The following is a 12,544-nucleotide window of genomic DNA, read 5'->3' as shown; positions in this document are numbered from 1 at the left end:
CAATTTTTTCTTTTTAAAAACCGGAAATAAAAGACGAGAACTGAGAAAACTAGAGGAAGGACTTCACGCTAAATCTATCCGCTGTGAATCATCACACTGAACTCGAAGTTGAGCTTCTCAGTCAGGAGCCCTCCCGGGGACGTCGGCCACACGAGATAGTAGTGCTCCTTGTCCACAATCCGCTTTGTCCCGTTGACTTCCGAGACTTCGTAAACGTAGACGTCAACCACAGGCAGAACCAGCCACGGCCGCGTCATGACGATGTGATTCAGCCTTTTTGGGAGTTTAAGGTCGTGGGAAATGCCCGTATCAACAAGACGGTAGACGTCGATGACCCCAAAAGAGGGAACACCCAAAGCCTCCAACTCTTCCCTGCTGAAGCCATACTCGGTTATGAGGGCCGAAGACATTATGCAGGAAGACGAAAGGCACGTTATCTTTTCATCATAGGGCATGTGGAGGTAAAGGTACTCGTCGAGCAGTTCAGCCCCTGAAAGCGACGTTATGACAACAGCAACCGCAAGAAAGCCCGCAAGCCGCTTCAGCCGGTAGTTACCCTTTCTGATGTACTCGTACGAGGTGGCGAACCATAGGAGTACGGCCACCATTATTGAGAGGTAGTATGCCAAAAAGAGCGTCCCGAACGTAACCGGGTCTGTGGCATGCTCATAATACACCATTTTTTACTCACCAGTAAAAGTTTGAAGAACCACTTAAAAACTTTAAGGGACAAAAAAACTCATTGGAGTACATCCTCGGGCAACTCACCAAAAATAACGTCAACACTCTCCGGACTCACCAATATCAATGCTCCATCTCCCTTGCTCACGTACTTCCGCACGGGGCCCATTGGGATACCGTTCGACTCGTAGACAAGGAACTGGACGTCGGGGTCGTGGTACAAAAGGAGAGTTGGGCCCCCTACGTTCAGAAGCGAATCGGTAGCATACTGGCTGGCAACGACCGTAACCCTAGTCCTCAGCGGCCTTGTAAGGAGCGACAGAGCGGCGCTCCCTGCGGGAGTGTAGGCGAGAACGGCGCCGTCAACGAGGCCAAGAACCGTCTCGCGCCTCTTCTCAAAGGCCGCCGCGAGCGTGAGGAACACGGCACCAACCAGGGTTATACTGTGCGCTTCGCCGAGGTTAACAAGGACGCTCCCCTTGAGTTCATGGAGCTCACCCGTGTAGAGTGCCTCGTCTAGCGGTGTGTAGCTCTCAAGTATGACTTCCGAGTACTTCTCATCTCTTCTAACGGCCTCAGGAACGCTTGAGACCTTCCTAAGGAGCACGTCAACGTAGAGCCTGTCGGTTAATGACCTATCGAGGCCATAAAGCGTCTGGACTATGGAAACGGCGGTGTAAGGGTCAAAGTAGCCCACACGGAAGAGCTTTATCGGGTCGAGCCCAAGCGGTGAACCGTCGCGAACCTCAATCACAGTATCGAAGTCGCCCTTAACTTCTCCCGTCGTGTCGAAAACGACCGCTGAATACCCGAGCTTCTAGTACTCGCCGACCGCATAGGAGATGAACCTGACCGGGTAATCGTCCATTCCAAAGACCTTAAGCGTCCTGCCGTGGTAAACGGGGTCGTAGAAGACCGGCTCCCCGGCTTCGAGAACCTTAAACGCTATCTTACTGTGCCTCATCAGAATCCCCGAAAAAATAAAGCAGGGAAAGTATAAATGGGTTCCGGCGGGCCTAAATGACCTTGACAAGCCTCTCCATCCACGAACTCACGCGAACTCTCAGGTAGCCCCTGAACTTGTCGTCAACTTCCCTGTCCCCGGTGTACACTCTAATGGGCCCCTTAATCTTGTCGGGCGTGGCGACCACGAGCACGTTCTCTCTGGGAATCCTCCTCAGGACTTCCGCCGAGAACTGCTGGTTGCCCCGCCCAAAGAGAAAGTTCGCACCGCCCACGACGGTGACGACGACCTTAGGATCCCTGTCCACGAACCTCAGCAAGTCCCGCTCCGTCGCGTCTTTGACAAGGAGCCTCGCCCTGCCGTCTTTCACCTCGACGACGTCAACGCCGAGGAGCGTTCCCTCTATGCCCAGACTGTCCTTTATGCGCTTTATTGTCGAGCCTGAGCCCAGGAAGTAGATACCGTCGTTCTCAAGAATTTCCTCGGCGACTGCCTCGGCGAGGGCCTCAAGCTCCTCACTCTCGTCGGCCTTCACGGCCTCCTTACTCCCCTGCACGAGGTTCTCCACGACCGGGACGAGGGCAGTCCAGTAGGTCTTTGCCCTGACCTCATCACGGCGGAACGAGTCCTCGTCTATGTCCCTAACCTCACGCTCCTCCAGCCTGGCCTCCCCGCGCAGGAACTTGACAAGCACTTCCACCGCCTTCTCAGGGGAGACGGCAAAAACGCCGGAATACATCTTAACTCCGGTTGGAATCCCCAGGATTGGGACTTTTTTACCGACGACGCTCACGATGTCCCTTGCAGTCCCATCACCGCCCGCGAAGAGTATCAGACTTACCTTGTCGAGCATCTCACGGGCCAGCGCCTTTGTGTGCTCCGGGCCCGTGTCGGGTATTACAACTCCATCAACCTCCCGGTAGCGGACTTCAAGGGGGATGACCTCAAACTTAAAGCCCAACTCCCGCAGGTAGTCCTCACCGAGGGGCCCGGGCCCTGTGAGAAAAACTATGGACCTGGCCCCAGGGTAGTGGGACAGCTCCCGCAGAAAGAGCCTGACGAGGTCGGGCGAAACTGGCCTCGCTCCACGCCGGATAGCTTCCTCAACAACCCCGTCGGTGCCCTTGAGGGCGACCTTTCCCCCCATGCCCGCTATGGGGTTAACAATCAGCCCGACGCGCATTTTATCACCTCATGTACTTCCTCGCGAACACCGTCAGGAATACCGCCCACATAAACATTCCGAAAAGCGCCTCAACTGAGGCTATAATCCTCCCCACGCCTATCGGGTGGTAGTCACCGTAGCCGAGCGTCGTGGCAGTAACGATGCTGAAGTACTCGTAGTCTAGGAAGCTTAGACTGCTGGAAAGCCCCTGAACACTCTTCGTCACGAAGAACAAGACAGGAAACAAGACGTTGACGATGAAGAGCCATATCAGTATTGGTCTCTTCCAGTCAGTCCCGTACTTGCACGTCAGGTCGGCAAAGAGCCACTCAAAGAGGACTTCGAAACGGTCAAAGAGCTTTCTCAGCCCTTTTCTCCTTGCCTTCAGCCGGGCCTTCCTCCGGGCGACCATCTCAAGGTAGTAGTACTCGTCGGCCCTTTCAAAGTCCCCGCTGCGCTCCCAGCTCGTCCTCGCGAGGCGGTAGAATACCTCTTCGGCGTACGGGTTGTTGAAATGGCAGTCCTCTATTATCATGAACCCGCTAACGGTGAGCTCAATGGGCAGGCTCGGGAGAACGGTCATTGCCCACGTCGGCCCAACGGTAATGTGGGACTTCCTGATTATCAGGTTGCTGTGAATGAGCACGTGAACGAACTCCGGGCTCTTCAGGTTGCTCCAGCTGATTTCAATATGACCAAACACATCGAGGTTCTCAAGAACAAGATTCCCAGAAAACCCGCCTATTGAAAGCCTGACCTGACGCTTGTATCTGGGTGCGGCGTCAAAAGAGACGTCCCGGATTATCAGAGAATTGACTTTTACGGTCCTCCTGCCGCCTTCCGAGACGTTGACCCCGTGCTCTTCAAGGATTTTTCTGAGAAGTGGATAGCGGGTGTTTATTCCAATCCTCCTCACGTCGCGGAGTCCGGCAATCTCGACCACGCCCTTTGCGCTCTTCTCTCCGTAGCTCTCCTCGGCCTTTTCACCAACATACTGCGTCGAGTTCAGCATAAGGTACTTGACGCTTGAATCCCTGACCGAGATGTTGCTGGAGAAGTCAACCTGAAGGACGTTAAGCCCAAAGACTGTGGAGCCCTTGACGAGCAGAACCTCAATCTTGGAATGAAAGAGTATCACCCTATCGACGGTAGAGTTAATGAGAATGAGCCCCTTGAACTCGGAGTCCTCGATTACTAGGCTCTTAATCTGGGAGTTCTTGAATACAAGCATTTTCTCGCTCCGGTATTCTTTTATAGTGGCGTCATAGAGGTAGACGCCCTCAAAATAGCTCTGACCACGGTTAAGCCTGCGCTGAAACGTCTTGTCCTTGAGGTTTTTTATCTCCTCCCCCATTAAGGACTCGCCTTCTTCATAGGGGATGTGGAGCGGACAGTATTTCGACCCTTCGACGGCCTTTAGACGGCACTTTTTACCGTTTTCGTAGACGTACTCGCACATCGTTTTGAGTTTACCTGGGCGACTATTAAGGTTTTCTACACACCCAGAACAGATATGAGGGTGCGGCCTTCGGGGACAGGGTAGCGCCATGGAGACATACAACGTCGTGAGTTCAGCGGGTTACATCGCAGGCAGTGCTATAAGCGGTGCAATTGTTTCCTCATTGGGCTTTGAGGCGGCATTTGGCCTCACACTCACCCCTAATGGGAGGAGCATAGCACTAATGAAAAAGTGAAGAAAAGTCAGAACTTTAGGACCCTCGCGAGGACTACGAGCGGGTCCCACACTGGGGCAAAGGGCGGTGCGTAGGCTAAATCCGTGAAGAACGCATCCTTTGTGGTGAAGCCAGCGGTGAGCATTGCCGCGGCGGTGTCAATCCTCGGAAGGATTTCAGCGCCAACGGCCTGGAGACCGAGGAGCCTGTTCGTCTCGTTGTCCACAACTCCCTTCAGCCATATGTTCCTCGCACCTGGGTAGTAGTGGGGCTTCGTCTTGGCCTTTATGAACGCCGTCCTGACGTCATAGCCCTCCTTAATCGCCTCCGCCTCGGTGAGGCCAGTCTTTCCAATCTCCAGGTCAAGGAACTTCGTTACGCTCGTCCCAAGAACTCCCGGGAAGTGAATCTCCTTACCCGCGATGTTGCTCCCGGCGACGTAGCCCATCTTGTTGCCGGCGGGGGCCAGGGGCATCCAGACACGCCTGCCTGTGATGATGTGCTTCGTCTCGGCGACGTCTCCAGCGGCGTAGACGTTCTCAACACTCGTCTGCATCTTCTCGTTCGTCCATATTGCACCTGTTTCGCCTATTCTAACTCCAAGCTCCCTCGCGAGCCCGGTATTCGGCTTTATTCCAGTCGCCACTATGACGAGGTCCGCCCTGTACTCCCCAGCGTCCGTGACAACCTTTTCAACCCTGCCATCGCCTTCAAAGCGCAGGGTAAGCTCTTCAAGGCGGAGGTTTAGGTTCTCCCTCAGCTTTTCCTCAACGATGTCGGTAATCTCCTTGTCAAAGGTCTTTCTCAAAACCCGCTCACTCCTGCCTATGAGCGTCACTTTCTTGCCCCTCTCGACGAAGGCCTCGGCCATCTCAAGGGCGATGTAGCCAGTGCCGATGACAACGACGTCCTTAACGTCGTGCTTCTCCAGGTATTCAGTTATGGCAACTGCATCAGGGGGAAGGTCTGCGGTGAAGACCCCTGGGAGGTCGATTCCCTCAATCGCAGGAACCTGGGGCGAGGCGCCGTTGGCAAAGACGATGTAGTCCCACTCGTAAGTGTGCTCCCCGTCCTCTTCACGAACCCTAACCCTACCCTGCTCGACCTCGATGACTTCCGCCTTGAGGTGGAGGTCTATGCCGCGCTTCTTGATGAAGACCTCGGGCGGGTAGTGCATGAGCTTCTCCTTCGGCGAAAGTCCTTCCACAACATAGGGGATTCCACAGGGGGCGTGGCTGACCCACTCCGTCGCCTCGAAGACCTTGACGTCCCACTCCGGTTTGAGCCTCTTGACGCGCGATGCGGCACTCATTCCCGCGGCACCGCCGCCTATTATCACTACCGTCTTCTTCATGAGAATCACCGGGTGAGGTTCAAAACCTAAGGTTAAAAAGGTTGGTGGGCAAAAGCGTCACTTCTTGCCCCTGAAGTACTTCCTGCCTTTTACCCCAACCATCTTATAGACCTCACCCTCCTTCACCTCGAAGGGCGGCCTGTTCAGCTCGTAGGTCTCATAGCTTTCCATGTCCATCAGCTGGACTTCCCTTGGGCTCATGCTGGTCACCATCGCCTCGCTATCCTCGTGCTCAACGGTGTCAATGGCTTCCCTTTTCGCGGTCTTCCAGTCAAAGTGCTCGCTCTCCCAGTTCTCAAGGTTCCTGAGCGTCAGGCCCTTGCCGTCAACGCGCTCGACCTCGTAGACGTTGCCCTTCCTGTCGGCCACTATGTCGCCCCTTCTGAACTTTGGAATCCTCACGCTCACGCTCGTCCGATAAACTTCTTTGCTCGTCTGCCTGTCAATGCCAACGAGCTCGTAGGCCTCGCTTATCGTGCCGCCGAAGCGCTCCTTTATTGCCTGAGCTATCTTCCTCGCAGAGCTTGTCGAGCCCATGTAGAAGTCCAGCCCCTCCTCCTTCTCTATAGTGTCCTGGATGAAGCCCATTCTGTCCCTTCTCATTATCTCGTCGACCTTTTGCTCGACGAGCTTTCCTATTGCCTTCCGCTCCTCTTCGGTCAGCGGCCTGTCCTCGGCGCGAACCTGGAGGATGGCCTCGAAGTAGCCGCCGAGGAACTTCTGACAGCGGGGGCATACAGTCTGGCGGACGTACACCGTAACGCGCTTTCTCTCGTCGTGGAGCTCCCTCTGGAGCTCATGGGTCTTGGCCTTGACGCGGACTTCATAGACGATTATCGCCGGGAAGTATTCGATGTGAAAGTCCACGGGCTCAAATGAAACAGCCGCCCTGCCGACGGGCAGGTCCTCTATTTCGTCAAGCTCTTCCGGGGGAACGACCTCGTACTCCCTGATTTTGTCGCTGAGGGAATCTTCAAGCGTCTCGAGGAGAGCGTTTTCCGCGACCTCGAAGATGAGCTCTTCAAGCTCGTAGCTCTTCGGGTCGACCCAGACTCCCCTCTTCTTGTAGCTCCCGCAGTTCTGGCAGAGTTCGGTGTTGATTTCGTCTCCGATAAGCAGGACCGGGTTCTCCTTGCGGTAGCAGACCTGGCATAGGCCGTCTATAAGCGGGCCGCCCTCGCTCTCGCTTATCCCGCACCTGTAACAGAACCTCTCGCTCATCTCTCTCACCGTCCTTGAGTTTGGTCAGGGGTTTAAAAAGTCTCAGAAGAGGAGCTTCGCCATCTGGGCGTGAGGAATCCCCTCAATCCTGAGCACCCTGTTGGGGTCAACGTAGCCGAGCTCGATGGCCTTGGAGACACAGCGCTCGCCCGTCAGGTTCGCTATCGTGGCCTCGTTGAGGAGCTCCTCGAGCTTATCCTCCTCCACAAGCTCGCCCTTGTAAAAGCGCTCCTTGACCTCAAGCTTCAGCTCCCCCTCACGGAACGTCTTTCCCAGCAGTTCCTCGTCGCACGCCGCGAGAAGGACTTCTCCCTGAACGCGATAAACTTTGACATATATCATGAGCGTCACCGAGAAGAGAACCATGAACCTGTTTAAAAGTCTTGGGTAGAAAAATCAAGAGGAAAGAAAGAGGGCGTCAGCTCTCGGAGTTCTCGAGTTCTTTAATAGCATTCTCCAGGATCCGTATAGCATCTCTGATGCTAACGTAGGCTTTTCTGAAGTGCATTAAGGCCAGAACACCACTAGATGAGGCCATTGGATTCATGGATTCAAGACCTTTTTCATACCATGCCTCTGCTGCCTGCTGGTAGTCAAGTGCCATCTGGAGAGTCTCATTGTCAACACCGAGCTCAATAGCCTTCTGGTAAAGCTCAGCGAACGTCTCGTTCAGCTTAATGAACTTGCTGTAGTAGAAGTAGTTAAGACCACTAATCACAGGCTCCTTAAGCGTACTCGAATCCTGTGTTGGAGCCGCTACAGCGGGTGTCACCGAAAATGCTATTGAGACCGAAGAGAGCAACATCATTATCAAGGCCAAACTGCCCAAATTCCTTTTGTTCATTATGCCACCCCCAGAGTGTAATGTTCATCACTACCACAGAGGGGATATAGGATATAAATGTTTTGACTAATGGTTCCCCTAGCGACACTATCATAACAATATAACTCCTTATCCGGAAATCTTGTTATAAAAATGCCATTGCTTTAAACGCCTTGGATAGAAACGGTAGAAAAATCAAGAGAAAAGGAAGAGGGCATCATCCCTCGGAGTTCTCGAGTTCTTTGATAGCATTCTCCAGGATCCGTATAGCATCTCTGATGCTAACATAAGCCTTCCTAAAGCGTATCAGAGCCAGGACTCCACTGGACGTGGCCTTGGGGTTCATGTACTCGAGACCCTCCTTGTACCATGCCTCTGCTGCCTGCTGGTAGTCAAGTGCCATCTGGAGAGTCTCATTGTCAACACCGAGCTCAATAGCCTTCTGGTAAAGCTCAGCGAACGTCTCGTTCAGCTTAATGAACTTGCTGTAGTAGAAGTAGTTAAGACCACTGGCAAGATAGCTTAATTTTGCGTAGTCTATGGTAAGAGTGATTGGAGATGCAGTGTACTTGACTGTGATAATAGCGTAAACGGAGTTCTTTCCGCTAGTGGTGTAGTAGTTGAGCACGTTGTCCCCACTAAGCCTTAGGTACACAGTATCTGCCGGGAGGGGTACCACAAGATAAGCTATATCCCCGCTCGGGCCATCTAGCGTTATCGTCATAGTTGCGGTGTCCACGCTCACGTCAGTTATAGTGCCGCTGCCAAGGGCGATGAAAGGTGTTGCATCAGTTGGTCTAACTACCTTATGTGAAACCGCGTCTACGACTTCATAAGTGAGCTCCTTTGAGAATTCAGCGTATCCTTCCCTTCTGACTGTCACGTTGATTGTGTACCTGCCGATGTTAAGCATTTCTGGCTGGAGCTGGAGTCTAAGCTTTCCGTTTTCGTCTGTAACGCCGTAGTAGGAGCCGTCGATGTAGACTTCAGCACCCGGCACTGGAACTCCAGTAAGGGCATCCTTGACAATGATGACTGGGCTCTCCTTGCCGAGCTCAATCTCGTCTTTTTCAAAGCCCACTGCGAAGGAGGAACCACCAACCTTGACGAAGAGAGGCACTTCTAAGACTTCAAGTTTTCCGTCCTCAAAGTAGGGGTCGTTAAGTACGAAGTCAATGAAGCCTATGTTGACTCCAGGATAGACCTCTTCGCTGGCGTCAAGCAGGAGGGTGATGTTTGTCATAGCCCCCGTCTCAAGGTAGGCAGTGGATTCGTAGCTGAAGAGATAACCGTCTCTGAGAGCGTACTTTGTAAGCATGAAGTCAGTGGTTCCAGAGGGAACGTCGTAGCCGTGGACCCTTATGGTGTAAACTCCTGGCTCCGGGTCAGCAAGTTCAAAGGTTTCATCTGAGGTCGAACCAATCTGGTCAGTGTATACGGTACCGTCTGGACCAATTACGTAGAGGTCAAGGTCTGCATCGATATCTCCTGGATTGCCGATACCGATGTGAAGGAAGAGTGTACCTGTTGGAACAGTGAACTCCTCAACGTACCAGCCTCCGTCATCAACATTCTCGATGCTGGCGTTGTACGGGCCAACACCCACTGGGACTATAGTAGCGTTAATCGGGGCATAGAGATTCTTAATGGTGTAGTTAAAGATCACTGGGCCCACATTGTATGGAACGTATGGTATTTCGTCACCCTTCTCAACCCCGTAGAGAGTCAGGTTGAAGTCAACGTCCGCCGCGAGTGGTGGCGCATATATATCCCATGCCCAAGCGTTGAAGTAGTTGTTTGAGGCGAATATCTCCCATATTCCACCCTCAGGTGAGTATATGTAGCGCCTGTCTCTCGGGCCACCCATGTCCGAATAGTATTTGCACTCCTTCGAGCTTGGCATATCTGGACCCACTGTGCCTATTCCCATGACTTCCATTCCATCGGGGTCAAACACGAAGCTAACAACATCGGCACCGTTCTTCTGGTAGACCTCGATGTCAAGGAGCTGGGCGTCGCTGGGCACTTTGAAGAGGAGCCTGTTGATGTTGTAGTTGCCCTCCTCACCAGCCTTAACGTGTATCTCCTTGCTTATGGTGTAGTTGTTCTCTGCAGTGAACTCGTAGGGCACCACTATGGTTATTGGGGCCCTCATGTCCGTAATCTTGGTGTTCGGGTCGTCACCGATTATCACGGCTTCGTGGACGCCTGGGGACAGGGTAACTCCCTCAAAGGCGTAGGGTGTTGTGAAGAATATGACGTTTATACCACCTGCAGGCACCACTATTGAAGTCTTTGCGACTCCGCTCAGGAGCTCTGTAAGGTTGTCGTTCATGAATATGTACGGGGCGAGTTCTCCCTCGACTGCAAGGTTGAGCGTAATGTTATGATCACTGGGGTTGTAAACCGTTATGAAGCCTATTGGCTCATCGTATCTTGAAGTCATGGCAAGGCCATAGGTTGCATCCGGGTGCAATGGATCTGACAAGTTAACAGCCCACTCAATCGGATACTGAAGATAGGGGTAGCCAACACCTATACTGTCTTCAAGGGCGTCCTGGAGTTTTTCCCTGTTCTCGCTGTCCCTTGCATAGTAGCCTGAGTAAACGAGCGGGGACTCCTCAACGGTGTCATAGCTCTTGAGAACCTCCCACGCAGCCGTGACGTTAAGGAAGCCCGCACCGGCATCAACGAGGCTCTGGTTAAGCGGGATAGCTCCCTTTATGAGGGCATCCTTGACCATATCAGGAGTAGGCCTGACACCATAGGTGCTCTTGTACGCTCCAATGAGCAGGGCAAGGGCACCTCCTACGTGGGGAGCCGCCATTGAGGTACCGCTCATGTACTGGTACGGAACGGAGTTCGCGGAGAACAACTCAGAGAGAGGCATAGCAGACATTACGTCTGAACCTGGAGCAACGAGAGTGGGCTTGAACTGCCCGACCTCGTTTGGACCGCGAGAGCTAAAGGTCGTGACGACAGCATAGTCGTTTATCTGGTCAATGGGGAATCCCTCTATGGTGTCTATACCGCAGGCATCGCAGATGTACTGGTACTCCGGGGTGTTAATCACGTTCTCGTTAAGCCACTCCATTCTCTGCTTTTCCATGGCCGCACCAACGGAGATGGCGTTAAAAGCAACACTGGGTGAACCCACTGAGTTAATACCAGGCCCCTCGTTTCCTGCCGAGATTGAGAACGGTATGTCGAACTGGTCGGCCACCCAGTTGAGAACTAGGTCGTCAGTATCATCGCCCAGCTGGAAGACTGGGAGTCCTCCTATGCTCATGCTCACAGCGTCTGCCTCATCTCCAGTGTTGGGCTCATTATCGGGACCAAGGGCCGCGTAAATGAATGCGTCAACGAGATAGCTCGTCAGAATGTATCCTTTGTAATCGCTCCCGACTTTTATAACTATGAGCTGAGCTCCCGGAGCCATACCCTTGATCCAGCCGTTTGCAGCTATGGTACCAGCAACGTGAGTTCCGTGGTCACCCATGTCGTAGCCCAGGACTATCCAGTTACCCTTGGAATCAAGTTCAGATACGACAAAGTTCTTCTTTTGTCCAATAGTTTCGTTCCAGACCCACGCACCAACGTTCTCCGGGCCGGGGTTGGCACGGTAGAGTGTCAGCGGCTTCTCATCGGCAAAGCTTCCATCGTCGTCAGTGTCAACGTAAACGAGGTCATATACCCCGGGAGTCTGGTTGTCAACTACGAGGATTGCGCCAGCCCATGGGTCGTAGTGGGTTCCATCGTAGGGGTTCATCGTGGGGTTATTAACAAAGTCTCCATCCAGCTCAACACCGAGCTCTTCAACGTGGCCTATGTGATAGACACCGCTCTTTGAGGAAGCATCGCGAGGAAGCTTAAATACTCTGTCCATGTACCTCACAGTACCATCGGTGGCCTTGACCTCGGTTGAAGTGTCAAACCATCCCGAGGCCGGTTTGTAGGGGATTCCGAAATAGTAGCTGAGAAGCCAAGTGTCGGTCAGATCAACGTAGTCCACAATCTTCGGTTTTCCGTCCGTTGTCCAGAGGAGGTCGGGGTGACCTGGGTCAACACCGGTATCAATAACAGCGATCGTGGCGTTCTTACCATCAAACCCAAGCTCCCACATGGCCTTGGCGTAGGTGCTCTCCACACTAACATTGGCGAGCCCCTGAGCCTCCTCCGCAGAGAGCGTCAGATTGCTGGAAAAGTAGTTCGGCCTGAGGTCACCGTCCCTCTGAGGTGCGGGTGGAACTATCCTGTAAATCTGATCCACCCATACTCTGTTTATCGCCTCACTCTTGTACAAGAGATCCATATTGTCAACGTCCACAGCTACAGAAACCAAGTCAAGAACGTCAAAGCTCTTGACGACCATAAAGCCCTCATGAGCAAGGTCTTGGGCAGTGTATCCTTCTTTGAGATGCACTATCAGAGGCACCACATCAAACCCCTGCGCCTTTGCCTGTACGAATGCGGCAATCACTGACTTGGGTATATACGGAGTATCTGACGCCCTCTTGACGTTTTTCTGAAGAGTAGTAGGCACTGTTATTTCACGTATGTCCGATCTGAGCGTGGGAAATGCAAACGCCGCTGGAACTGCTGCAAGCACCATCACTACCGCGATTAAAAGGCTCAAGACTTTCTTATTCATTCCAACACCTCC

11 protein-coding genes are annotated in these 12,544 nt (G+C 53.1%); 1 reads left to right on the top strand and 10 read right to left on the bottom strand.

What is annotated here, in order from left to right; genetic code table 11:
- Positions 1 to 74: 74 nt before the first annotated feature.
- From ACZ5ER_RS05270 to ACZ5ER_RS05250, 5 genes are all read right to left on the bottom strand, one after another.
- Positions 75 to 680: a hypothetical protein gene (locus ACZ5ER_RS05270; RefSeq protein WP_464934986.1), complete on the bottom strand. Its 606-nt coding sequence runs from the start codon at positions 678 to 680 to the stop codon at positions 75 to 77.
- A 59-nt stretch (positions 681 to 739) separates the two neighbouring features.
- Entirely contained in the window at positions 740 to 1,435 is a 696-nt protein-coding gene (locus ACZ5ER_RS05265; protein ID WP_464934985.1) for a hypothetical protein, read from the bottom strand.
- A 63-nt stretch (positions 1,436 to 1,498) separates the two neighbouring features.
- The gene (locus ACZ5ER_RS05260; RefSeq protein WP_464934984.1) at positions 1,499 to 1,645 is read right to left on the bottom strand and encodes a hypothetical protein; all 147 of its coding nucleotides are present in this window, start codon (positions 1,643 to 1,645) and stop codon (positions 1,499 to 1,501) included.
- 52 nt (positions 1,646 to 1,697) lie between these two features.
- Positions 1,698 to 2,828 carry an ATP-NAD kinase family protein gene (locus tag ACZ5ER_RS05255; RefSeq protein WP_464934983.1) on the bottom strand — a complete coding sequence of 377 codons (1,131 nt, stop codon included), beginning with the start codon at positions 2,826 to 2,828 and terminating at the stop codon, positions 1,698 to 1,700.
- Between the two features lie 4 nt (positions 2,829 to 2,832).
- Complete coding sequence (locus ACZ5ER_RS05250; RefSeq protein WP_050002897.1) at positions 2,833 to 4,269, bottom strand: potassium channel family protein; 1,437 nt, start codon at positions 4,267 to 4,269, stop codon at positions 2,833 to 2,835.
- A gap of 88 nt (positions 4,270 to 4,357) precedes the next feature.
- Between ACZ5ER_RS05250 and ACZ5ER_RS05245 the strand changes: the two genes are divergently transcribed.
- Positions 4,358 to 4,504 carry a hypothetical protein gene (locus ACZ5ER_RS05245; protein ID WP_464934982.1) on the top strand — a complete coding sequence of 49 codons (147 nt, stop codon included), beginning with the start codon at positions 4,358 to 4,360 and terminating at the stop codon, positions 4,502 to 4,504.
- 7 nt (positions 4,505 to 4,511) lie between these two features.
- On the opposite strand, the gene cdr is transcribed toward ACZ5ER_RS05245, so the two are convergent.
- The 5 genes from cdr to ACZ5ER_RS05220 all read right to left on the bottom strand — a co-directional run bounded on the left by cdr (position 4,512) and on the right by ACZ5ER_RS05220 (position 12,532).
- Positions 4,512 to 5,837, bottom strand: coding sequence for a CoA-disulfide reductase (gene cdr / locus ACZ5ER_RS05240; protein WP_464935110.1), 1,326 nt, complete (start codon positions 5,835 to 5,837; stop codon positions 4,512 to 4,514).
- Between the two features lie 57 nt (positions 5,838 to 5,894).
- A complete protein-coding gene (locus ACZ5ER_RS05235) occupies positions 5,895 to 7,058 on the bottom strand; it encodes a 60S ribosomal export protein NMD3 (protein ID WP_464935109.1) in 1,164 nt (387 codons plus the stop codon).
- 42 nt (positions 7,059 to 7,100) lie between these two features.
- The gene (locus ACZ5ER_RS05230; RefSeq protein ID WP_050002894.1) at positions 7,101 to 7,400 is read right to left on the bottom strand and encodes a DUF424 domain-containing protein; all 300 of its coding nucleotides are present in this window, start codon (positions 7,398 to 7,400) and stop codon (positions 7,101 to 7,103) included.
- Between the two features lie 76 nt (positions 7,401 to 7,476).
- A complete protein-coding gene (locus tag ACZ5ER_RS05225; protein ID WP_464934981.1) occupies positions 7,477 to 7,902 on the bottom strand; it encodes a hypothetical protein in 426 nt (141 codons plus the stop codon).
- Between the two features lie 196 nt (positions 7,903 to 8,098).
- On the bottom strand, positions 8,099 to 12,532 hold the full coding sequence (locus tag ACZ5ER_RS05220) for a S8 family serine peptidase (protein WP_464934980.1): 4,434 nt from the start codon (positions 12,530 to 12,532) through the stop codon (positions 8,099 to 8,101).
- Positions 12,533 to 12,544 lie beyond the last annotated feature (12 nt).

Source organism: Thermococcus marinus, from assembly GCF_055389025.1.
The sequence above is the reverse complement of the archived record's forward strand: the minus strand, read 5'-3'. Positions and strand labels throughout refer to the sequence as shown.